This window comes from Cytobacillus mangrovibacter (assembly GCF_042865275.1).
Classification (GTDB): Bacteria; Bacillota; Bacilli; order Bacillales; family Cytobacillaceae; genus Cytobacillus; species Cytobacillus mangrovibacter.
In genome coordinates this window covers 1-20,957 of sequence record NZ_JBIACJ010000020.1, presented here as the reverse complement: position 1 = coordinate 20,957, position 20,957 = coordinate 1, and the positions used below count along the sequence as shown (strand labels likewise).

Annotated in this window: 20 protein-coding genes, 8 tRNA genes and 1 rRNA gene; 7 read left to right on the top strand and 22 right to left on the bottom strand. The window is 38.1% G+C overall.

The window, feature by feature from the left end:
- Positions 1-43: 43 nt before the first annotated feature.
- The gene (locus ACFYKT_RS21005) at positions 44-1,114 is read right to left on the bottom strand and encodes an iron-siderophore ABC transporter substrate-binding protein (RefSeq protein WP_389223713.1); all 1,071 of its coding nucleotides are present in this window, start codon (positions 1,112-1,114) and stop codon (positions 44-46) included.
- A 483-nt stretch (positions 1,115-1,597) separates the two neighbouring features.
- Here ACFYKT_RS21005 and ACFYKT_RS21000 point away from each other — a divergent pair, with 483 nt between their 5' ends.
- Together ACFYKT_RS21000 and ACFYKT_RS20995 are read left to right on the top strand one after the other, a co-directional pair.
- Positions 1,598-2,812 carry a MerR family transcriptional regulator gene (locus ACFYKT_RS21000; RefSeq protein ID WP_389223710.1) on the top strand — a complete coding sequence of 405 codons (1,215 nt, stop codon included), beginning with the start codon at positions 1,598-1,600 and terminating at the stop codon, positions 2,810-2,812.
- 137 nt (positions 2,813-2,949) lie between these two features.
- Positions 2,950-4,215, top strand: coding sequence for an MFS transporter (locus ACFYKT_RS20995; protein WP_389223790.1), 1,266 nt, complete (start codon positions 2,950-2,952; stop codon positions 4,213-4,215).
- A 152-nt stretch (positions 4,216-4,367) separates the two neighbouring features.
- Here the strand turns inward: ACFYKT_RS20995 and ACFYKT_RS20990 are convergent, their stop codons facing one another.
- Together ACFYKT_RS20990 and ACFYKT_RS20985 are read right to left on the bottom strand one after the other, a co-directional pair.
- Positions 4,368-4,970 carry an alpha/beta hydrolase gene (locus ACFYKT_RS20990; RefSeq protein WP_389223707.1) on the bottom strand — a complete coding sequence of 201 codons (603 nt, stop codon included), beginning with the start codon at positions 4,968-4,970 and terminating at the stop codon, positions 4,368-4,370.
- Positions 4,971-5,018: 48 nt separating this feature from the next.
- Complete coding sequence (locus ACFYKT_RS20985) at positions 5,019-5,957, bottom strand: ring-cleaving dioxygenase (RefSeq protein ID WP_389223704.1); 939 nt, start codon at positions 5,955-5,957, stop codon at positions 5,019-5,021.
- Between the two features lie 205 nt (positions 5,958-6,162).
- Between ACFYKT_RS20985 and ACFYKT_RS20980 the strand changes: the two genes are divergently transcribed.
- Complete coding sequence (locus tag ACFYKT_RS20980; protein WP_389223702.1) at positions 6,163-6,345, top strand: hypothetical protein; 183 nt, start codon at positions 6,163-6,165, stop codon at positions 6,343-6,345.
- A 106-nt stretch (positions 6,346-6,451) separates the two neighbouring features.
- The gene (locus tag ACFYKT_RS20975; protein ID WP_389223699.1) at positions 6,452-6,934 is read left to right on the top strand and encodes a hypothetical protein; all 483 of its coding nucleotides are present in this window, start codon (positions 6,452-6,454) and stop codon (positions 6,932-6,934) included.
- 175 nt (positions 6,935-7,109) lie between these two features.
- Here the strand turns inward: ACFYKT_RS20975 and ACFYKT_RS20970 are convergent, their stop codons facing one another.
- Together ACFYKT_RS20970 and ACFYKT_RS20965 are read right to left on the bottom strand one after the other, a co-directional pair.
- Positions 7,110-7,535, bottom strand: a complete 426-nt coding sequence (locus ACFYKT_RS20970; RefSeq protein WP_389223696.1) for a hypothetical protein — start codon at positions 7,533-7,535, stop codon at positions 7,110-7,112.
- Between the two features lie 203 nt (positions 7,536-7,738).
- A complete protein-coding gene (locus ACFYKT_RS20965; RefSeq protein WP_389223693.1) occupies positions 7,739-8,431 on the bottom strand; it encodes a DUF3986 family protein in 693 nt (230 codons plus the stop codon).
- A 368-nt stretch (positions 8,432-8,799) separates the two neighbouring features.
- On the opposite strand from ACFYKT_RS20965, the gene ACFYKT_RS20960 reads away from it, so the two are divergent.
- Together ACFYKT_RS20960 and ACFYKT_RS20955 are read left to right on the top strand one after the other, a co-directional pair.
- The gene (locus ACFYKT_RS20960; protein ID WP_389223691.1) at positions 8,800-9,408 is read left to right on the top strand and encodes a TetR/AcrR family transcriptional regulator; all 609 of its coding nucleotides are present in this window, start codon (positions 8,800-8,802) and stop codon (positions 9,406-9,408) included.
- Positions 9,401-9,943, top strand: coding sequence for a hypothetical protein (locus tag ACFYKT_RS20955; protein WP_389223688.1), 543 nt, complete (start codon positions 9,401-9,403; stop codon positions 9,941-9,943). Before ACFYKT_RS20960 ends, ACFYKT_RS20955 begins: the two co-directional genes overlap by 8 nt.
- 203 nt (positions 9,944-10,146) lie before the next feature.
- Here ACFYKT_RS20955 and ACFYKT_RS20950 read toward each other — a convergent pair whose 3' ends face one another.
- The 7 genes from ACFYKT_RS20950 to sigW form a co-directional block, all read right to left on the bottom strand.
- Entirely contained in the window at positions 10,147-10,920 is a 774-nt protein-coding gene (locus tag ACFYKT_RS20950; RefSeq protein ID WP_389223685.1) for a class I SAM-dependent DNA methyltransferase, read from the bottom strand.
- Between the two features lie 279 nt (positions 10,921-11,199).
- Positions 11,200-13,002 carry a glutamine--fructose-6-phosphate transaminase (isomerizing) gene (glmS, locus tag ACFYKT_RS20945; RefSeq protein ID WP_389223682.1) on the bottom strand — a complete coding sequence of 601 codons (1,803 nt, stop codon included), beginning with the start codon at positions 13,000-13,002 and terminating at the stop codon, positions 11,200-11,202.
- 436 nt (positions 13,003-13,438) lie between these two features.
- A complete protein-coding gene (gene glmM, locus ACFYKT_RS20940; RefSeq protein ID WP_389223679.1) occupies positions 13,439-14,791 on the bottom strand; it encodes a phosphoglucosamine mutase in 1,353 nt (450 codons plus the stop codon).
- 36 nt (positions 14,792-14,827) lie between these two features.
- Positions 14,828-16,102: a CdaR family protein gene (locus ACFYKT_RS20935; RefSeq protein ID WP_389223676.1), complete on the bottom strand. Its 1,275-nt coding sequence runs from the start codon at positions 16,100-16,102 to the stop codon at positions 14,828-14,830.
- On the bottom strand, positions 16,095-16,922 hold the full coding sequence (gene cdaA / locus ACFYKT_RS20930) for a diadenylate cyclase CdaA (RefSeq protein ID WP_389223673.1): 828 nt from the start codon (positions 16,920-16,922) through the stop codon (positions 16,095-16,097). The genes ACFYKT_RS20935 and cdaA overlap by 8 nt, the downstream gene beginning before the upstream one ends.
- Before the next feature lie 158 nt (positions 16,923-17,080).
- Positions 17,081-17,716, bottom strand: coding sequence for a zf-HC2 domain-containing protein (locus tag ACFYKT_RS20925; protein WP_389223670.1), 636 nt, complete (start codon positions 17,714-17,716; stop codon positions 17,081-17,083).
- Between the two features lie 18 nt (positions 17,717-17,734).
- Positions 17,735-18,298 (bottom strand): RNA polymerase sigma factor SigW, encoded by a 564-nt coding sequence (gene sigW / locus ACFYKT_RS20920; RefSeq protein WP_389223668.1) that lies wholly within the window; start codon positions 18,296-18,298, stop codon positions 17,735-17,737.
- Between the two features lie 176 nt (positions 18,299-18,474).
- Here sigW and ACFYKT_RS20915 point away from each other — a divergent pair, with 176 nt between their 5' ends.
- A complete protein-coding gene (locus tag ACFYKT_RS20915; RefSeq protein ID WP_389223666.1) occupies positions 18,475-18,672 on the top strand; it encodes an aspartyl-phosphate phosphatase Spo0E family protein in 198 nt (65 codons plus the stop codon).
- Positions 18,673-18,695: 23 nt separating this feature from the next.
- Here ACFYKT_RS20915 and rocF read toward each other — a convergent pair whose 3' ends face one another.
- From rocF to rrf, 10 genes are all read right to left on the bottom strand, one after another.
- Positions 18,696-19,592, bottom strand: coding sequence for an arginase (gene rocF, locus ACFYKT_RS20910; protein ID WP_389223664.1), 897 nt, complete (start codon positions 19,590-19,592; stop codon positions 18,696-18,698).
- Positions 19,593-20,004: 412 nt separating this feature from the next.
- A tRNA-Lys gene (locus ACFYKT_RS20905) sits at positions 20,005-20,077 on the bottom strand.
- 5 nt (positions 20,078-20,082) lie between these two features.
- A tRNA-Gln gene (locus ACFYKT_RS20900) sits at positions 20,083-20,157 on the bottom strand.
- Between the two features lie 83 nt (positions 20,158-20,240).
- Positions 20,241-20,324, bottom strand: a tRNA-Tyr gene (locus ACFYKT_RS20895).
- 14 nt (positions 20,325-20,338) lie between these two features.
- Positions 20,339-20,411 (bottom strand) — tRNA-Thr (locus ACFYKT_RS20890).
- Positions 20,412-20,424: 13 nt separating this feature from the next.
- Positions 20,425-20,500: transfer RNA gene (locus ACFYKT_RS20885), tRNA-Val, on the bottom strand.
- A gap of 33 nt (positions 20,501-20,533) precedes the next feature.
- Positions 20,534-20,608 (bottom strand) — tRNA-Glu (locus ACFYKT_RS20880).
- 19 nt (positions 20,609-20,627) lie between these two features.
- Positions 20,628-20,700 (bottom strand) — tRNA-Thr (locus ACFYKT_RS20875).
- A 38-nt stretch (positions 20,701-20,738) separates the two neighbouring features.
- Positions 20,739-20,813 (bottom strand) — tRNA-Asn (locus ACFYKT_RS20870).
- A 17-nt stretch (positions 20,814-20,830) separates the two neighbouring features.
- Positions 20,831-20,947 (bottom strand): 5S ribosomal RNA (rrf, locus tag ACFYKT_RS20865).
- Between the last annotated feature and the right edge of the window lie 10 nt (positions 20,948-20,957).

Sequence of the window (20,957 nt, the reverse complement as noted above, 5' to 3'; positions counted from 1 at the left end):
TGGTGCATGTAAATTTAGTTGCTCTTTTTTAGAATAAGAGGAATTACTTTTCGATCTTGTCAATTGCTCCACCAATTAATTCTAAATATTCATCGATTGTATATGCGATTGAAAGTGGGTTTGGAGTTCCCGCTGCAACTAATGGCGTCTCACTTGTAATAAACGCCACAGAGCCTCTTTCAACTGCTGGAATTTTTCCAAGTAAAGGATCTGCTTTAATTGTTTCGTAAAGCGCATCATCACCGTAACCAACAATTAAATCTGCATCGAATAAAGCTTCAACATTTTCAGCACTTAATTTTAAAGAGTAGCTTGCTGGATCTGTAATTTGTTCAAGAACGCTTTCTGGATAAGTCATGCCTAACTCTTCTAAAAACGCTCCACGTGAATCAACTGGCGTATAAATATGTAGTTGAGATAAATCTTTTGCAGAGAAGTTAACCCACACTACTTTTTTACCTTTGATTTGAGGGTAAGCGCTTAATTTTTCAGCAATTAGGTTTTCAGTATCTTTAATTAATTGCTCGCCTTCTTCTTTCATACCCATACCTGTAGCATCAAGTTCAACTGTTTCGCGCCATGAAGAAGTCCATGCTGAAGTTGGATAAGCAACAACAGGTGCAATTTGACTTAACGTTTCATAATCTTCTGCTGTAATACCAGAGTATGCAGCAAGAATTACATCTGGATTTGCATCTGAAATAGCTTCAAAATCTAAACCATCTGTATCTTGGAAAACATTTGGATCTGTTGCTCCTAGTTCATCCAACTTTTCTTTTGTCCATGGCAATAAACCGCTATCATCTTGAACACCAAAGTTTGCAGCTGAAAAACCTACTGGTACGACACCAAGTGCTAAAGCAACATCTTGATTCCCCCATTGAATCGTAACAACTCGTTCAGGTTTCTTTTCGATAACCGTCTCACCTAAAGCATGTTTTATTGTAATTGGATATTGTGAATCTGTTTCTGTGTCTGCTTCTGTTTCTGTTGAAGCTGCTGAATCTTTTTCTTTTTCCTCATCTTTTGATGAATCGCTAGAACAGCCTACTAATGTAAAAACGGCTATAATCGCTAGCATTAACATTAGTAATAATGATTTTTTGTTTTTCATATGTAACCCTACCTTTCTAGAATATTAGTTAAGTGTATCGGTTGATAATGATTTTCATTCTTAAATAATATAATTCATCTTTAATAAGCTGTCAATAAATACTCCATTTTTTAAAAAATACTAATATTCGAAAAACCACTCTTCTAAGAGAAGAACTCTATATTTTTCTCTACGAATTTTTCATTATACAAAGATACCATTCCATACTGTTAGCTTACTCTTTTATATGAAATTAGTAGAGGTTGATTTCCACAAAGTTTTTTCTAAAAACAAGCTTTTAGAAATAAGAAACACGAGGGAAATTAGATAAAAAAATCCAATTCCCATAGGTTACCCAGCAAACGAGTTATCCTTCTATAACCAGAGATGCGTTAATTAAAGAAGGATTAGTACCTTTTTTGTGGAACTAAGGAAAGAAAAGATTTAGAGGGGGAGCAGAAGTTGATATTTGAAAACAGCCGAATATGTTGAGGGGAGATTTCAGTGAGAATCGGAAAGTTTGGTGAAGAAAATAACTTAACGGTTGATGCTATACGCCACTATATGGATTTAGGATTACTCGTACCTGAGAAAAAAGGCGGGCAGTACTTTTTTGATGATAATTGCCAGAAGGATTTAGAGCTGATTATTGAATTTAAAGGAATGGGTTTCAGCCTGAATGATATAAAAACCATTTTGACTTTCAAAAACCTCGGAATGCTTGCTGGTTATGAGGAAAACGCCTATTATCAGTCTCTGTTTAACCATAAATATAAAAAAATTGAAGAGGAAATTGAAAGTTTAACAAAAGCGAAGGAAAAATTAGAAACGAAAATGGATGAATATAAAGAGAGGTTGGCACCACCTATAGTTCCTATGGGAATTGATTTAACTGCCTTAAGCCTTCTGGCATGTCATAAATGTGGTGATCCGCTTTCTCTCGAAAATGGTTCAATAAATAGAAATCAAATCATTGATGGGGAGCTTGCCTGCAGCTGTGGAAAATATCAGGTGGAATCCGGAATCCTAATATCGGGTACATCTATTGATTTCGTTCCCATGACAAGTGAGGATCAATACATATCCGATTATATTTTAAATACGGATTCATTTTATTTGGAGACTCTTCAAAAAGGGATGCAAACGCTGAAACGAAAAATATCCGGGCTTGATTTAGACGGTAAAGTCATCCTTGAGCCTGGGTCAGGGATTGGCTTTTTATTGAGAACCATTTATACTACCCTCCCCGACAGCTGTATGTATATAGCGGTTGATCACAATATCAAGAAGCAAAAATTCTTGAAAAGTATTCTTGAACGGGCAGGAATCAAGAAAAATATCCTGTTTATTTGCGCTGATTTTTCGGCTATCCCTATTAAGAAAAATTCAGCAGATATCATCCTTGATAATTCGGGGACAAGCAATTACAGTTTTGATCATACTGATTTTATGTTAGAGAAACTAGATGGCTTGATGAAGAAGGATGCCTTCCTTATCGGGACGTATTTAGCATTTAAAAATTTTAGTAGTAAAAGTAAAATTACTCCCGAGTATAGGGATAACTTTATACCTGCAAAAATCCGCAGGAAAATTGAAGGACTTCACTTTAAACTCCTTGAAGAAAATGCCTCGGACTTTATTAACAAAGGCGGCCGCTATGAGGATTTCTTCGTTAAAGGTGAAGAAATTTTCAATTATATGTTCATCGGAAAAAGGTAGGGTGCACCCTACCTTTTTTATTATTTTTGTGTAAAAAATACTTCCTCCCCTATTGTTATGGGGTTTAGCCAATTACTTATAATTGGCTTTACCATACAAAGAAGGTAACAAGGAGAGGATTACTAGTGATTGCAAGCATGAATGAAAAAAGGGAAATAAGAAATTTAACGCTTTATTCATCTGGAAAAATCGTTTCTGTTTTCGGTACTTCCATTTATAACTTCGCCATCAGTTTCTATGTATTAAAGCTGACCGGTTCGGCATTAAGTTTTGCGATTACATTATTGCTTGGGGTTTTGCCGATGATTATCATCAACCCCTTCGCAGGAGCTATAGCTGACAAGGTTAATAAAAAGAAGATGGTTATTTTAATGGATTTTCTCAGCGGGACATTGTTGATTTCATTGTTTATGATAAGTAGTTTTTCTGAGCTAAGCCTGTTGCTCATCTATTTAGCGGCTTTTTGTTTAACTGTATTTGCGACTTTCTTCGGGATTGGCATGGAAGCAGCGAAACCTAACATCGTCTCTGAAAAAAGGCTAATGAACATTAACTCGATTGGAAAAATCATCGACTCGATCTCAACCATACTGGGACCGATGATTGGCGGCATGGTTTTTGCCTTTTTCGATATCCGGGCATTTATTATTTTTAATGGCCTATGCTTTATTATTTCTGGATTGTCTATGATGCTTGTTGATTTTAACCTTAATAAGGAACAGCAGGAAAAAGAATTAGTTAAAATCGACTTTATCAAGGATATAAAAGAAGGGTTCCACTATCTATATGAACGAAAGAATATTATGCAGCTGTTCCTTGTCCTAATCTTTCTAAACTTCTTCTTTAGCTTTGCCGTCACGGTCCCTCTCCCATATATCATAAATACGGTGCTGGATTTAGGATCGAAAACATTCGGAGTCATACAGGCTGCACTCCCGGTAGGAATGATTGCTGGAGCACTTGTCATAAGGAGATTAATAGAAAATATCTCTTATTCAAGTTTATGGAAAGTATTAACGATTACGTTATCCATCTTCATGATTGCTGTGGGAATTCCGCTGATTTTTGAAGATGCTAGTTTAAGCTATCTGTTTTATGGCGCTTACTACTGTGTGTTAATGTTTTTCTTTGGAACCATTATCGCATTTATCGATATTCCCCTTTCCTATATTATGCAAAGGGAAATACCAGAAGAGTATCGGGGCAGGGTGATGAGTATTGGCATAAGCATTGGAAAGACCATGGCTCCAGTAGCCATGGTCGTCTCGGGTCTCCTTTTGGAACTAATCCCGCCATTTGTTTTGTCCGTAAGCGGAGGCATTCTGTATTTGCTGATTAACCTCCGCTACCCTCAAAAAATGACTTTTAATTTTTCATCTAAGCTAAAATCTACAGCAAACTAAAAACAAGGAACAGGCAGTCAGCAATGCAAGTAGCTATTCGCGAGTATGGCCCTTCTCCCTTTCATCTATAAGTAAGGGAGTTAGGGTTTATGTTTTATCCAAGAGAAGACAAGGTGTACCAGAGTCATTGCACTTTAGTCCCAAATACGACATTATAGCGTCATATACCATTTCCGCGCTTCTTCGACTTCATTCATGGTTAATTGGTGACCTCTTTCTTCCCAGTGAAGCTTTACATCCGCACCCGCTTTTCCGAATAATGCTTGCAGTTCCACAGACTCTTCTGGTGAGCAAATTGGATCATTGGTTCCTGCCGCAATAAACACAGACTTACCTGAAAGGTCTGGAAGTTCGATCCCTCTTCTTGGCACCATCGGATGGTGAAGTATCGCAGCTTTTAAAGCATGTTGATAGTGAAATAAAAGACTAGCTGCAATATTAGCTCCATTTGAATAGCCAATAGCTATTACTTTATCCCTGTCAAATCCGTAATTCTCTGCAGCTTCATTTAGGAAGTCATTCAATTCCCGCGTTCGAAAAATCAAATCTTCTTCATCAAAAATACCCTCAGCTAATCTGCGAAAGTACCTTGGCATCCCATTTTCTAATACATTCCCTCTGACACTTAACACGTTCGCTTCATCATCTATTCTTCCAGCTAAAGGCAGCATATCTAACTCATTGCCTCCAGTACCATGAAGTAATAATAAGGTCGGCTTTGTTGGGTCTTGGCCCTTATTAAATATATGTCTCATTATTTTTATCTCCCTTCAAAATACTTACCTCCAAAGGAGGCATATAAATTAGTCTAACTCTCTAACTTCAATAGGAATCAATTTTCTTTCAAGCTGTTCTCTATATTTTTCATATTGGTTAGGTAACATTAATCTTTCTCCCATTGTCTCTTCGGATTCATCATGAGCAAATCCTGGAGGATCTGTTGCAATTTCAAATAATATTTCTCCATGTTCTTTAAAGTAAATCGCATTAAAATAATTTCTGTCCTGTACAGGAGTAACACCGTATCCATTCTCAGCCACATATCTTTGCCAATCCAATTGATCTTCATCATCAGTTGCACGCCATGCAATATGATGAACCATTCCCACACCCATCTGCCCACGACCAGTTGGTGTTAACTTTAGATCGATGATATTTCCTATATCAGCTGAAGAACGAAAACGAATCAAGTCTTCTTCATGCCCAACTACTTCAAGTCCCATTACTTTTTCTAATAACTCAGCTGTTTTTTCAGGCTGAGTCGAAAAGAGAGTCGCGCCTCCAAAACCTTTAATAGCCACTTCAGGTATTACTTCCCCGTAGCTCCATGTATTCAATTCTCCCGCTTCTCTCTCAACGATTTCTAAATGAAGACCATGCGGATCATCAAATTTTAAATACTGCTCCCCAAATCGTTCCATCACCGTATAAGAAACATTAAATTGTTCTAGTCTTTTTTTCCAAAAATCTAATGAACTCGTAGGAACAACATACGAAGTAACACCTACTTGGCCATCCCCAATGACTCCCTTGCGAGCACCTGCCCATGGGAAGAAAGTGATAATAGTCCCTGGCTTTCCACCTTCATTTCCAAAATAAAGATGATACGTACCTGGATCATCGAAATTAACTGTTTGTTTCACTAAGCGTAACCCTAAAACGCCTGCATAAAAATCAACATTTTCCTGCGGGTGTCCGACAATAGCTGTAATATGATGTATCCCCATCGTTTTTTTACTCATTTTTTTCACTCCTATAATCTTTGATTTATAAAGTGACCCTGTATCATTTACTAAGAAATTATATTGCTATTTATTTAGTATCCTAACCATTCTTAAATAATTTAAATTAAAATATCTCGAATTCGAGATAATAATAAATCAATTATTTAAATCTGTCAACACTAGATCTATTTACGACCATGAATGAGAGGGGTATTTTGAAAAGATGGATAACGAGGGAAATGAATACGATAAGAAAGGGATGACGGAACTTTTCGAAAGAAGTATGAAAGAAATTAAACTTTCTGATGAAGAATTCTATTTAATTAGTGATGATTGGTTAAGGGGCAAAATGATAGTATTAATTAAGGATAAAATTATTGGTAAAGTAACCGGATACACCGAATAAATATGATTAAAAAGGCATGGAGTTAAACTAAGTAGTACTCGAAATGACATAGTGATTAAACGAATTATTTTGGCATAGTTGAGTTTAATAGGAAGGGAAGCACATTATGAAAATTACAAAAGGAATTATGATTGGAATTACTTTTGGTTTAGGTTTATCGTTTTGTATTTCCTTTTTGTTTATGTTGGCTGCACAAAGTTTAGCGGGAGGCTTTACGTCTTTATTTGGTGAGAGTTGGTTATATTACGCAACGATTATTCCCTTTATATTAACCTTTGCAATATTTGGGTTTTATTTCGCAAAACGAGAAAGCGTTTCAAACAAGAAACTTTGGTTATTAAGCCTAATATCGGCACTATTTATCACACTATACAGTGGAACAATTGGTGCTTTATTTGGAGAGTATGTTGCAAGAGGAGGTAGTCTTAGAACTTATACAGCAGGCGGATATACTGGGGTTAATGTAGGGGGTGTTTTAACATGGGGGATAATTTATGCTTTTATACTTTTACCGTTGACTGTACCTTTGGCGCGTCTGATAATCCAGGCATTCTTAGAGCTACTTAAAAAATTTAAATTAACTTCTTGACGGGGGGCTTTAATTCAATTGTAGTCGTAAAATCATAGTGTAATCCCCCCCTTCTCACAAACCCTCGTCCTTCTTACCTGTCTCCCCATTTCTGTAGTTAAATTGATTGTTCCCTGAATGACAGGGAGAAGGGATTAGGTATGAAGGGTTTTTTTCCGCTTTTTTCAGGCCACTTTCATTCCGAAAGTATCAGCGATCTTAACTTCTTCGTCATTTGTGGGGATGTAAGATAAATCGAATCATCAGTAATATACATAAAGGTACTCTTCTGATTTTCTTTCCCTAACCATAAATGAATTCCATGCGTAGGCAATCCCCCTTCGTATTCCACCATTACATCGTAATCAGGTTTAGATATATCAACTTTCCCTGGTCGTTTGACAGCAGTCGTAATCGCCTTTTCAAAAACATCTAATGATTCCTTATCTTTAATTGATAGAATAATTTCCTCATTCATTTCTCCTGTTCCATTGGACTCTGAAATTTTAATTTCTGATATTTTTTCATCTAAAAGAACCATCGTTTCTCCTTGTTGTAATTGGCAACCTATCAAAGCGATTGCAACAAATAAAATTGTTAATATCGAAAATATAACCTTCAAGCTATTTCCTCTCCTCTATCATCAAAGTAAGCAGAGTTGCCCGCTTAATAAGACGGTTTATATACATTCATGTTATTCTCCCCTTATAGCAAGACACTTAATGTTATGCCCATCATACCACTTTAGCTAACCGTATGATTCATAAGTAATGTCCAACAAAATCTTTTCGTAAGTCTCTATCTTCCTCCAAATTTCCTTGATGATTAAATCAACTTTTGTGATGCCAACCACTTCTCAAATTGTTCCGCTCCCCGATCATAAGCAAGTTCTTTTGTATTGATGAAAAAAATTCTGCTTCCAAATCCCTCGATTGATAACGAGTTTTTTGGGGTTAGATTTTGAAAACCATATTGTTTAAAATCAAAGAATACATCCCATACATCTTCTGATTCTCTTTTAAGTGCCACACATTCAATATCATTGTTATTTTCATAATAACCTAAATGTAAATGATAATTCCCATCATATTCTACATTCCATGACAGATAGGCTTTTATTGATAATTCAATAATTGGATTTGGAAAGCTATCTGGAACAAGTGTAGATTCATTGGAGGAATTGGTAAGGCCAAACTTAAAATTCCCTACTTCAATCCAATCCAACATACGAGTTCCAACTATTTCGCCAACAAAGTGATAAAATCCATCATAATAATGCACTCCATCTTCATTTTCATAGACGTGCCAAATCTCTCCTTCTTTCCTTGGATCTACTCCGAACTGTTCAAAAAAATCCTTCACCTGTTCATCTAATGCCCCACATGCTTTTACATAATTACTGCAATCCGGGCAACCACAATGTTTCTTATCCGACAATAGAGGCAACTCTTTATAAAGAATTTTGGTAAGCTCTTTATCTATTAAAACGGTGTGCCCAAGCAATTGTATGTGTTCCATCTTTTACTCCTTACCTGTTACGTTATGAATCAGTCGTAACAATCCTTCTCCAACAGTTATCACATCATTTTGATTTTATATGATATAGGCCTTACCCGAAACATATTGGTCAGACTCAAATTCACTAATCACCGTCTCATACTTCGTTGCCCTTATTGAATAAGCCTTTTCACCTCATTAGAAACGGTCGGTCGAAGTCCAACTTTCCTGTAAATCTACCCTTCGAGAACGGTTATTCATCAGCAATATAATAATGGTAAAACAGAAAACCTAAAAATTCATTAATAACAGCTGTGTTCTTTACAATATAAACATATTGCAACGATCGTATTTTTACAATATAATCATATTATAAAAGGAGTGATTTCATGCCTAAAAAGGTGAATCAAACGGAAAGAAAGAACCAGATAGCAACCGCTACTTGGCGTGTCATATTAAATAAAGGTATCGATAAAGCTTCCATTCAGCAAATTGCAGATGAGGCCCATATTTCTGTTGGACTTGTTCAACATCATTTTTCATCTAAAGATCAATTAATTCATTATGCGATGAATTTAGTTTTAGATCGAATAGGAGAAAGAGCTAAGGCTCGTACAAAGGAATTTAGTGGAACGAAAGAAGAAGCACTTAGACGATTAATAAAGTTTATTCTCCCAACCAATCAGGAAGAATTAGTGGAAGGGAGAGTCTGGCTAACTTTTTTGGGTAAATCCTTTAAAGATAATGACCTTGTAAAACTGCAGCAGAAAATGGATCAACACACTCGACATTTAATGGGAATGGTTTTGGATCTCATGGAAGAGCTTGGATACTTTACAACTGGTTTCAATAGAGATTTAGAATTGGAAATTCTATATGCGTTTACCGATGGATTAGTAATTCATATTCTTCAAACGCCTGAATCCTTTTCAGAAAAAAGGTTGGATCAGCTGATTGAGTATTATTTGAAAGGGAAAAGGGGAAAACCGTGTGAATAAAATCGCCCTCATTATCCTTATCATTGTTATCGTGTTGATTGTTAGGCAACTAATTCCTAAGAAAGTAGATAGCTTCGATCTTCTTGGAATACCCATTATGGCTATTCTTCGCACTTATGCGGGACTTCCGGATAAATTAAACGCAATTATTGTAATTGAATTAATTTGTTTGCTTGCTTTAGGTGCGCTAGTTGGTTATTGGCAAGCTAAGAAAACAAAGGTATTTTATCGTAACAATGCATTGTGCAGTATTGGAGGGTATACCTATCTACTCGGATGGTTCATTATGCTTTTAGGAAGAATTGTTATTCTATTCCTATTTAATTTCAAATCGATTGTGACGGAGTTTCATGCAGGGCAAGAACAGTTTACAAATGAAATAATTCAGGTATTTTCCCACGCAGGAGACTGGTTGATATGGTCTACGATCCTTGCCTCTTCCATCATGTATACAATTAAGTTATATAAAGATTTTCCAGAGATCCAGCAGTTAATCCATACACGCTTTAAAGAAATTGGACAACGAAAACGATAATAATTAAATTGTGATTTTTATTACCTAAATTTCAAGAAATATTCAAGCGACCACCTGCTTGAAGTTAGATGGTCGCTTTAGTACAAACAAATTGAACTATAATGAACAGATGTAAGCCCGTATGGACCCAGAATTTTTTTGACATAATATTTACAATCTAATTAACTAAAGCACCGTTAGTGTAACAACCCGAAGATAAGATATTAAATTTTCCGAGCTGTCATAATCGGTTGGTAATAGCCTGTATCCACAGGGAGATGCCACTCAATATCTGTGAAACCAATCGAACTTAATACTTTGTTAATCTCTTCTCGCAACAATGCCCTGTACTCAGTGCTATTATGTTTTGTCTTCCATTCACCGTTAATTTCCTGCAAGATAAATTGATTAACCGTATAAGTTTTTCCGTCTACCGCCCAATCATACACCTGAAAAGCAATCCTCTTACCCTCATCGAAAATTTTCGGCTGTGTAGTTGTTAGTTTCTCTTTTATCAATGCATCGTAATCTCTTATTGTAACTAAAAGCAAGCCATTATGATTAAGTTTTGTATGGATATTTTGAAAGGCTTTATTTAAATCTTCTTCTGTAAGTAGATGTGGAATAGCATTATCCGCAGATAGAACTATATCAAATAATCCCGATACATCCTTATCTAGCGTACGAAAATCTGCTATCCCAAAGTTTATTTTTACCCCGTGACATACCGCTTCTTTTTCGGCTCTCTTTACAGAAGCAGGACTTATATCAGTCGCACTTACGTTATAACCGTATTTCGCCAATCCTATTGCTTGTGTACCAATGCCACACGAACAATCCAAAAGTGAAATGTTATGCGTGGAAGACACGTTAAACTTTGATTGAATGACTTTATCAAGAACCTCACCTTGCCGTGAAATCGCTTGATTCCAATCAACAAATATTAGATGATAATCTTCTGCAAATTCATCATAGAACTTTAGAACTGAATCTTTCAATTTAAATCCCCCCTATCAAATTGGCTATATAATCTTGGAACGATTTAAAGATAATTTATCATTATTAACCAACTAACCAAGGTTGATGAAGGAGATAAAACTTCCTAAATATCATACCATGATATTTAGGACATTTTTGAAATTCCCTAATTTTTATACCTTATCTACACTAAACACAAAAGACTCAATCCTATAATTAGATTGAGCCTTAATTATCAACTTCTATGTCAGTACCCGGCTTTGTTGTTATTCAACAATTTTAAAAAACAGTATAACCTTCTACTCCACCGTCACACTCTTAGCCAAATTCCTCGGCTTATCAACATCGCAATCACGATGCAGGGCAGCGTAGTAAGAAATTAATTGTAATGGTAATACAGAGATAAGAGGTGTTAATAATTCGTGCACTTCTGGGATGATGAAGGTGTCGCCTTCAGATTCCAGTCCTTTCATGGAGATGATGCACGGGTTAGCTCCGCGGGCTGTTACTTCTTTGACATTGCCGCGAATACCTAGATTAACACTTTCTTGTGTTGCAATGGCGATGATTGGTGTGCCTTCTTCGATTAAAGCGATTGTGCCGTGCTTTAATTCGCCTCCAGCAAATCCTTCTGCTTGAATATAAGAGATTTCTTTCAGTTTAAGTGCGCCCTCAAGACCTACGTAGTAGTCGATACCACGGCCAATGAAGAAGGCATTGCGTGTAACTGTTAGGAATTCACGAGCGATTGATTCAAATTCTTCCTTTTCATCACAAAGCACTTCCATCGCATTAGCGATCATGCCTAGTTCATGAATAAGATCGAAATCAAGCTCAATTCCACGGCTCTTTGCCGTCACTTCAGCTAGAATGGCTAGCACAGCAATCTGTGCAGTATAAGCTTTTGTTGAAGCAACTGCAATTTCAGGTCCAGCATGAAGCAAGAGCGTATGATCTGCTTCACGTGACAAGGTTGATCCTTGTACATTTGTGATTGTAATGGATTTATAACCCATTTCCTTCACTTGAACGAGAACGGCACGGCTATCAGCAGTTTCACCGCTTTGAGTGATAAAAATGAACAAAGGCTTTTCTGATAATAATGGCATGTTATAGCCGAACTCACTTGAAATATGCACCTCTACTGGGATTTTGGCCATTTTTTCAATGAATTGCTTCCCAACAAGGCCTGCATGGTAAGAGGTTCCTGCAGCAATGATATAAATTCGATCTGCATCATTCATTGCATCAATAATCTCTTGATCAATTGTTAATTCCCCTTGATCATTTTGATACTTTTGAATAATTTTGCGCATCACTAATGGCTGCTCATCGATTTCTTTAAGCATATAGTGAGGATATGTGCCTTTTTCGATGTCGCTTGCATCAAGTTCAGCCGTATATGGCGCACGGGTAATGACCTCGCCATTTAGGTTTTTGATGGTTACATCTTCTTTTGTTACAAGCACAATTTCTTTATCCATTAGCTCAACATATTGATCTGTCACTTGCAGCATAGCCATTGCGTCTGAAGCAACCACATTGAAAGAATCACCAAGTCCGACTAGAAGCGGGCTCTTATTCTTTGCTACAAAGATTGTTTCAGTGTTTTGCTCATCTAGAAGACCTAATGCATAGGAACCTTTCAATAGCTTAAGCGTTTTACGGAACGCTTCTTCAGTAGTTAATCCCTCACCAGCAAATAATTCAATAAGCTGAACGATAACTTCTGTATCTGTTTCGCTTGTAAAAGGAACATCCTGCAAGTATTCATTCTTCAGAATCTCATAGTTCTCAATTACACCGTTATGAACAAGTGTAAAACGACCTGATGCACTTTGGTGTGGATGAGAGTTCGTTGTGCTTGGCACACCATGAGTTGCCCAACGCGTATGACCAATTCCAGTATTCGCAAGGACATCGAAATCGACTGCATCGCGTAAATCAACGATACGGCCCTTTTCTTTAAAAACATGAACACCCTTCTCGTTGATTACAGCGATTCCTGCTGAATCGTACCCTCTATATTCAAGCTTTTCTAACCCTTTTAACAGAATTTCCTTCGTATCATTCAATCCAATATATCCTACAATCCCACACATACTTCTTTTCCTCCTGTCGAAAAAGGGACAAGAAGCCATCTTTAGGGCAGTCTTGCCCCTTATCTCTGTAAGTTATTGCTCTTGTAAATTTAGCATCCCCTTCTCTTTGTCAATTAAGTTACCTTAATATTTTAAAGAAGGGATCACGGTTTGCATTAACCGGGAGGCATCCGCCGATCATTCGATAAACCTCCTCCTCGTCAACTAATCCCATTTTCGTACGAGGATTAGTCCAGGCGCTTTTATTCCATTATTGTCACTCTCTATCCACCTTTGCTTATTAAATTCAGTCTTCTGTAAATAAATTTACAAGGCACGATTATCATACAACACGGGTAGCAACTAGTCAATCAATAACTGTAAAGGGGAAGCAATGGTACCATAAAATAAAATATGCATAAGGGAAGCTATTCGTTCCCTTATGCATATCAGCATTTTATTCTTCTATTAAACCCATTTCTTGCTTCACAACCGCAGCAATTCGATCGACATAGGAATTGCATAGCTCTTCAGTAGCCGCTTCTGCCATAACCCTTACAAGGGGCTCGGTTCCAGAAGGTCGGACTAATATCCGTCCATTGCCATTCATCTCGTTCTCAACTTCAGAAATGACGGCATGCACCTTCTCATTATCCGTCACATGATGCTTATCTGTTACTCGAATGTTCACAAGCCTTTGAGGGAATTTCTGCATTTCATTGGCTAGCTCTGAAAGTGGCTTCTTCGTTCTTTTCATAATATTTACAAGTTGTAGGCCTGTTAATAGTCCATCACCAGTTGTCACATAATCTAGAAAAATGATATGGCCTGATTGCTCGCCGCCAAGATTATAGCCATTCTTCTTCATCTCTTCAACAACATATCTATCTCCAACGGCTGTTTGAATACTCTTGATGCCATTTGCTTCAAGCCCTTTGTAAAAGCCAAGATTACTCATAACTGTTGAAACAACCGTACTATGCTTCAATCTCCCTTGGTCCTTCAGATATTTGCCGCATATGTACATGATTTGATCGCCATCCACAATATCGCCATTTTCATCAATGGCTATAAGTCGATCCCCATCCCCGTCGAATGCTAGTCCAATATCTGCTTCTCTTTCCTTCAAAAAGGCAGCTAAACTTTCAGGATGAGTTGAACCTACACCCTCATTAATGTTTAAGCCGTTAGGGGAAGCACCAATCATGGATAAATCAGCATCTAGATCAGCAAATAAATGAGAAGCAAGAGAAGAGGTTGCACCATGTGCGCAATCTAAAGCAATATGTATGCCTGTGAATTCCTCATCAACCGTCTGCTTTAAATATTGCAGATACTTCTGACCACCTTCAAAATAATCATTTACTTGGCCGAGATCGCCTCCAACTGGTCTTGGCAGTTGATCTTCTTCCAGATCCATTAAGCCTTCAATTTCTAATTCCTGTTCATCCGAAAGCTTAAAGCCATCTGGGCCAAAAAATTTAATGCCGTTATCTGCTACAGGGTTATGTGAAGCGGAAATCATTACGCCCGCTTCTGCACCAAGAGCCTTTGTTAAGTAAGCAACACCTGGCGTTGAAATAACGCCTAAGCGCATGACTTCTGCTCCAATTGATAATAACCCAGCCACAAGTGCACCCTCTAGCATATGGCCTGAAATCCGTGTATCACGTCCGATTAATACTTTGGGATGTTTCTTATCCTTTGTAAGAACATATCCCCCAAATCGGCCTAATTTAAAGGCCAATTCAGGCGTCAGTTCACTATTTGCAACCCCGCGTACTCCATCAGTACCGAAATATTTTCCCATTTTTCGTTCTCGCTCCTTCATTCACTTTTTTCTAAATTACACATCTTTTTGAGTGATCGATATTTTGGCGGTTTCTGTAGCCAGCTTCCAATCCACATCTGCTGGGCCTTTTACATTGATTTTTACCTCATGGTCTCCTTCACTTAGATTGGCTAAGTCAAGAAAGACATTGAAGTCACCAGCTTGTAATTCCGCAATTTTATCCTTTTTCCCAGTAACCGTTAAACTAGCGTTTGTAGGGGATTGAAGGGATGCCTCAAACTGACTGGCCAAACCGGATAGATGAATAGGAAGATTCGAGAACATTTTGTTCTCATCTGCCTCCTCCCCCTCATTTTCATCTGTCTCTGTATTTTTTTCACTCGTATTTATCGTTACCTTTACCGTTTTAGGATTAACCTCTTTGATTTCATCTGAAATAATAACTGGCAGGGAGACCTCTGTATTGCCATTAAACTGGCTAAGATCTACTTCCACTCGTACACTCTCTGTTTTATCTAGAACCTCTTGGCTGCCGTAGATCTTCGCTTCTGTCACATCTAGAGAGATTGATTCGATCGTTATATGATCAGGCGGACTGCCTTTTTCAATGATCTTGATTGGAACAGTCTTACTCAAACTTTTAACAGGGATAATCACGTCAACGGTCTCATGCTCTATCAATACATCGAGCTTATTCATGTCCTTATCTAGCACAAGAACCTGAGCTTCTCTTCTAACGGTTTCATTGATAGGACCTTTTATATTGACAGCTGCTTTTACATAGGTGATTCTTTCCATGACATCTTTTGCACCAGTAATCTTTACTTTCTTCGGTTCCGCCTCTGGTGCTTCTGATATATAGCCATCTTCAAGCAGAGACTGATTAAATTCTACTTCAATCGTATACTCCTTTGTGACCTTTTCCTGAATACTGACATTGACATACGCAGGGTCTATTGTCACTTCGAGCTTATCCGAAATATCCCGGATCTTTATTGGCACTCTTTCAGTACCTATCTTGGCATCTGACAAATCAACATACACTTCAAAGTTTCGTTGAACTTTTGCATATTGAAGAACATTCTTTGGTCCCTTTATCGTCAGCTCAACCGTATCTGGCACTCCGGTTACAACTAGATTCTCTGTATCATAATAGGTTTTAACCGGGACATCTGACAGAACTTCTGTGTCATGTTCACCAGGAACATTAACATTCGAAACATTTTTGATTGGATCATAAACAGATTGAAAAAGAAGCAGCGCAAGAATTAACGCGACAATTTTCATAAACCAGCGGGTATCTACAAGCTTATCAATAAACTTATCCATTTTTCTTCACCCTCCAGTTCCAAATACCTGAAGAAGGCTGTTTCACATTGGTTTGAGATATTAGTTCATTAGTAAGCAATTCCTTAAATGCTTCAGATTTCAAATCACGATGCAGCTCACCATTTTTTGTTAAAGAAACACTGCCCGTCTCCTCTGAAACAATGACTGTCAAACTATCCGTTACTTCACTTATGCCTAGAGCAGCACGGTGCCGGGTTCCAAGCTCTTTGGATATAAATGGGCTTTCTGATAATGGCAAATAGCATGCAGCAGCAGCTACTGTATTCTTTTGTAAAATAACCGCTCCATCATGTAATGGAGTGTTCGGGATAAAAATATTTATGAGCAATTCAGACGAGATTTTTGATTCAAGCGGAATACCGGTTTCAATATAATCTCCCATTCCCGTTTCACGTTCAACGGAAATAAGCGCACCTATTCGGCGTTTAGCCATGTAATCCACTGCTTTTATAATCGATTCGACCATTTTTTCCTGGTCATCTCCCTCTTGATTGCCACTTCTTGAAAAGAGACGTCCACGCCCTAGTTGTTCAAGGGCTCTTCTTAACTCAGGTTGGAAAATAACAGCAATCGCTAAAAATCCCCAAATAAGTACTTGTTCCATCATCCATCCTAGTGTTTGCATATGGAACGTGTCGCTGATTATCTTCACAAGGAGTATGACAAATATTCCTTTTACTAATTGAACAGCTTTAGTCCCACGCACGATCGTGATAAGCTTATAGATGACGAACCATACAAGGAGAATGTCAACAGTATTAGCCAGTAATTTCAGTATAGAGAAGTCTGAAAACGACATTATCCTTCCTCCAAAAATATATTCATTGTGATTTGTATTAAGATTTCATCTCGTAACTTCCATATTATATCATTGAAAGTAATCCCAATCCAATTACGGACATGCTTTAATAAAAAATAAGGGACCCTGCATTGTTTTTCGCAGATGTCCCTTATTCATTACTTAACAGCTTCTGGTTCCGTTTCATCGAATATATTGATTACTTCACTAGCGGTTTTTTTGATGTGATACCACATCCACTCAAAAATCGCATTGACCTCTTTAATTTCTCCCGTTACTTGGCCGGCAGAAGCGAGATACTTTTCCCCGTTGATAACGGTAACATCCCCTTCAACCTGACCTTCAATCTGGATTTTGCCGTTTTTCACAACAACATCGCCCTTAATCACTTCTCCTTCAGGAACAATTACGGTATCGTTCTGAACAATAAGATTGGGCTGCTTCGATACGGAAAACTGATGATCCTGATTCCATGAAGAGAATAAACTTCCAGCCATTAATGCAAGAAATAATGAGGCTGCTGTAAGCAATGGATGATGCCTAAGCCAACGCTGAAATCCAACCTTGCGTTTTTCCTTTGGCAATTTAGCCATTACCTTAGCTGTGAAATCAGATGGTACATGTATATGTGAAGTACTCTGCACAAGAGCAATCGTCTTCCTCAACTCATGAAAATGTGTCTGACAGTCCTTACAGCTTTGCAAATGTACTCTTAATTCTTGTTCATTTTCGGCTGAGATCTCTTCATCTAAATATTCATGCATATAAATAATCATTTCTGCTGGACACTTCAAAGTTCTCACCCTCTTTTATTATACATGCCGTAATTGGTTCTTTAATGCTTCTCTTCCACGGTGAATTCTAGTCTTCACCGTCCCTAAAGGCAAATCCAAAATTTTGCTTATTTCATTTAGGGAAAGCTCTTCAATATATTTCAACACAATAACGGTTCGGTATTTCTCCGGTAGTCTAGAGATCTCTCTCTGAATGGTTTCTTGCAGCTCTAAACTCTCGACATCATCCTCAGGGAGCCTTGTATCTGCAGCAATTTGTGAATACATGGTAAGCCCATCTGTTCCTGCCACCTCAGCATCCAAATAATAATCGGGCTTCTTCTTTCTAATTCGATCAATACATAGATTGGTGGCTATTCTGTACAGCCATGAGGAAAATTTCAGATTAATGTTAAAGCTATGGATATTTACATAAGCCCTTAAAAAAGCCTCTTGAGCAATATCCTCTGCTTCATGCCTGTTTCCTAGCATTCTGAAACAAATATGAAATACCTTTTCCCCATATATCTCAACTACTTCTGCATAAGCATCCTGGTCGCCTTTTAATACCTGTTTAATCCTTTTCTTTACGATTGCTTCCATTTTCTTACCTCCGCTCCAAGTGCGGCTAATCGACATTACGAATCGATAGCGGAAAAGGTTTCACTTTTTTTTAAAAGAAATACTCAATATCTATATTAGCAAATTTTTACTTACTTGGTTTAATAATTTTCCTAAATGGTAATAAAAGAACAAAAACCATAGAAAAGAGTGGTTATATGTTGTGCGAATCTGAACTGTTAAAAGAAATTGAAAGCTGCCGAAAGGAAATGATTGATTTAGCCGTGCACTCTTCTCTATCAAGTAAACAGGTGGTTGAAACAAGCAAAAAACTGGACCGCCTACTGAACTCCTACCAAAAACTAGAGAAACAGCTAACGCCTACACCAAAAAATAAAAAAACAAGAACTAGTTAAGTTCTTGTCCATTTCCAGCTTAATTATAATAGTTTCTCCCCAAAAAGAGATCCCATTAAGGCAACTGCAACTGTTGCTGTCTTGTTTTTGTCATCTAGGATTGGATTTACTTCTACAAACTCAGCTGAAGTAATAATCTGAGATTCAGCTAGCATTTCCATCGCTAAATGACTTTCACGGTAGCTTATCCCCCCATTTACAGGTGTGCCTACACCAGGTGCGTCATGAGGATCTAAACCATCTAAATCTAATGAAAGATGAACACCATCTGTTCTTTCCTTTAAATAAGCAATAGACTCTTCCATTACTTTAGTCATGCCAATCCGGTCAATCTCATGCATTGTATATACTTTAATGCCTTTTTCTTTAATCAATTCTCGTTCGCCTTCATCCAATGATCTGGCACCAATAATCACAATATTTTCCGCTTTAATCTTTGGCTCATATCCTCCAACGTTTGTTAATAGAGGGTGTCCCATTCCAAGACTTACTGCTAGAGGCATTCCATGAATATTTCCAGTTGGCGATGTTTCAGCAGTGTTTAGATCTCCATGAGCATCATACCAGATAACGCCCAAGTTTTCATAATGCTTAGCCACTCCAGCTAAGGTACCAATCGCAATACTATGATCCCCGCCCAGAACTAATGGAAACGAAGCAGATTCAATTGCTTTGTCTACTTCTTTTGAAAGTAACTCTGTTTTTTCAGCGATTAAATGTAAATTTCGAAGATTTGATTCAGGATCAACCTCAACCTCAGGTCTTCCAATTGGAATATCTCCATAATCAAGAACTTCATCGAATAACTTTTTAAGTCTTTCATTTACCCCTGCATAACGGATGGCACTTGGCCCCATGTCTACCCCGCGTCTTCTTTGTCCAAGATCCATGGGCATCCCAATAATAGCAAGCTTCTTCATGTATAAAGTTCCCCCTTCATCCCTGTATCTATATCTATTTTAACCATATTCAACAGAATGACTCAACTCAGCAAAAGCATGTATATATATTCGTTGCGCTAATCTAATTTTGGCTATTTTCGCCAACATTGTGGCCTTTAACATGAATTGGTAGAGGTTGATTTCCGCTCCAGGCTGCTTGCTTTCCGCGGGGTGGGCGCTGAGCCTCCTCGACGCTAAAGCGTCTGCGGGGTCTCAGCTGTCCCACTACTCCCGCAGGAGTCTCGCACCTTCCGCTCCAATCAACCAATCTTTTATCAACTGTTTTTGAATAGAAACATAAGTAATGATATATCGAGCATTCCCTTAGTTTCTTCCAAAAAAATACTCTAAAAGGATTTGTCCTTTTAGAGTATTTTTTCATTCATATTAATGAGCCATGAAGGACTCGAACCTTCGACCCTCTGATTAAAAGTCAGATGCTCTACCGACTGAGCTAATGGCTCAAAAATGGCTGGGCTAGCAGGATTTGAACCTACGCATGTCGCAGTCAAAGTGCGATGCCTTACCGCTTGGCTATAGCCCATTGAAGTAATTTCCCATTAATCTTAGCAAAATAAAAAGGACTAGTTATATCTTGTCCATTTTTAATATTTTTATTAAAAATAATGGTGGAGGGGGGCAGATTCGAACTGCCGAACCCGAAGGAGCGGATTTACAGTCCGCCGCGTTTAGCCACTTCGCTACCCCTCCGAAAAGTTGAAACATGCCGGCCAGAGGACTTGAACCCCCAACCTACTGATTACAAGTCAGTTGCTCTACCAATTGAGCTAGGCCGGCATAATATTATAAATGGTGGAGGATGACGGGATCGAACCGCCGACCCTCTGCTTGTAAGGCAGATGCTCTCCCAGCTGAGCTAATCCTCCAAATTACACAATATACATAATAAGTATATCAAATGGTGACCCCTACGGGATTCGAACCCGTGTTACCGCCGTGAAAGGGCGGTGTCTTAACCGCTTGACCAAGGGGCCATATAATATAATTTCGGTAAGCTCCCAAGCGGGCTCGAACCGCTGACCTCTTCCTTACCATGGAAGTGCTCTACCTGCTGAGCTATGGAAGCATAAAAACTGCCTGCTCAAATAGATCTTCATAAAATAATGGCTCCGCAGGTAGGACTCGAACCTACGACCGATCGGTTAACAGCCGATAGCTCTACCACTGAGCTACTGCGGAATAATATTATTTAAACAGCCTGGCGGCGTCCTACTCTCACAAGGGGACAGCCCCTAACTACCATCGGCGCTGAGAAGCTTAACTGCCGTGTTCGGGATGGGAACGGGTGTGACCTTCTCGCTATCGTCACCAGACTATTTTTTT

Bases quoted from the DNA above. Each gene is read 5' to 3' on its own strand.
- glmS (WP_389223682.1), bottom strand. From the start codon at position 13,002: ATGTGTGGGATTGTAGGATATATTGGATTGAATGATACGAAGGAAATT.
- ACFYKT_RS20975 (WP_389223699.1), top strand. From the start codon at position 6,452: ATGAAAATTACAAAAGGAATTATGATTGGAATTACTTTTGGTTTAGGT.
- ACFYKT_RS20960 (WP_389223691.1), top strand. From the start codon at position 8,800: ATGCCTAAAAAGGTGAATCAAACGGAAAGAAAGAACCAGATAGCAACC.
- ACFYKT_RS20985 (WP_389223704.1), bottom strand. From the start codon at position 5,957: ATGAGTAAAAAAACGATGGGGATACATCATATTACAGCTATTGTCGGA.
- ACFYKT_RS20965 (WP_389223693.1), bottom strand. From the start codon at position 8,431: ATGGAACACATACAATTGCTTGGGCACACCGTTTTAATAGATAAAGAG.
- ACFYKT_RS20980 (WP_389223702.1), top strand. From the start codon at position 6,163: ATGGATAACGAGGGAAATGAATACGATAAGAAAGGGATGACGGAACTT.
- ACFYKT_RS20990 (WP_389223707.1), bottom strand. From the start codon at position 4,970: ATGAGACATATATTTAATAAGGGCCAAGACCCAACAAAGCCGACCTTA.
- ACFYKT_RS20995 (WP_389223790.1), top strand. From the start codon at position 2,950: ATGAATGAAAAAAGGGAAATAAGAAATTTAACGCTTTATTCATCTGGA.
- ACFYKT_RS21005 (WP_389223713.1), bottom strand. From the start codon at position 1,114: ATGAAAAACAAAAAATCATTATTACTAATGTTAATGCTAGCGATTATA.
- glmM (WP_389223679.1), bottom strand. From the start codon at position 14,791: ATGGGAAAATATTTCGGTACTGATGGAGTACGCGGGGTTGCAAATAGT.
- rocF (WP_389223664.1), bottom strand. From the start codon at position 19,592: ATGAAGAAGCTTGCTATTATTGGGATGCCCATGGATCTTGGACAAAGA.
- sigW (WP_389223668.1), bottom strand. From the start codon at position 18,298: ATGGAAGCAATCGTAAAGAAAAGGATTAAACAGGTATTAAAAGGCGAC.
- ACFYKT_RS20935 (WP_389223676.1), bottom strand. From the start codon at position 16,102: ATGGATAAGTTTATTGATAAGCTTGTAGATACCCGCTGGTTTATGAAA.
- cdaA (WP_389223673.1), bottom strand. From the start codon at position 16,922: ATGTCGTTTTCAGACTTCTCTATACTGAAATTACTGGCTAATACTGTT.
- ACFYKT_RS20915 (WP_389223666.1), top strand. From the start codon at position 18,475: ATGTTGTGCGAATCTGAACTGTTAAAAGAAATTGAAAGCTGCCGAAAG.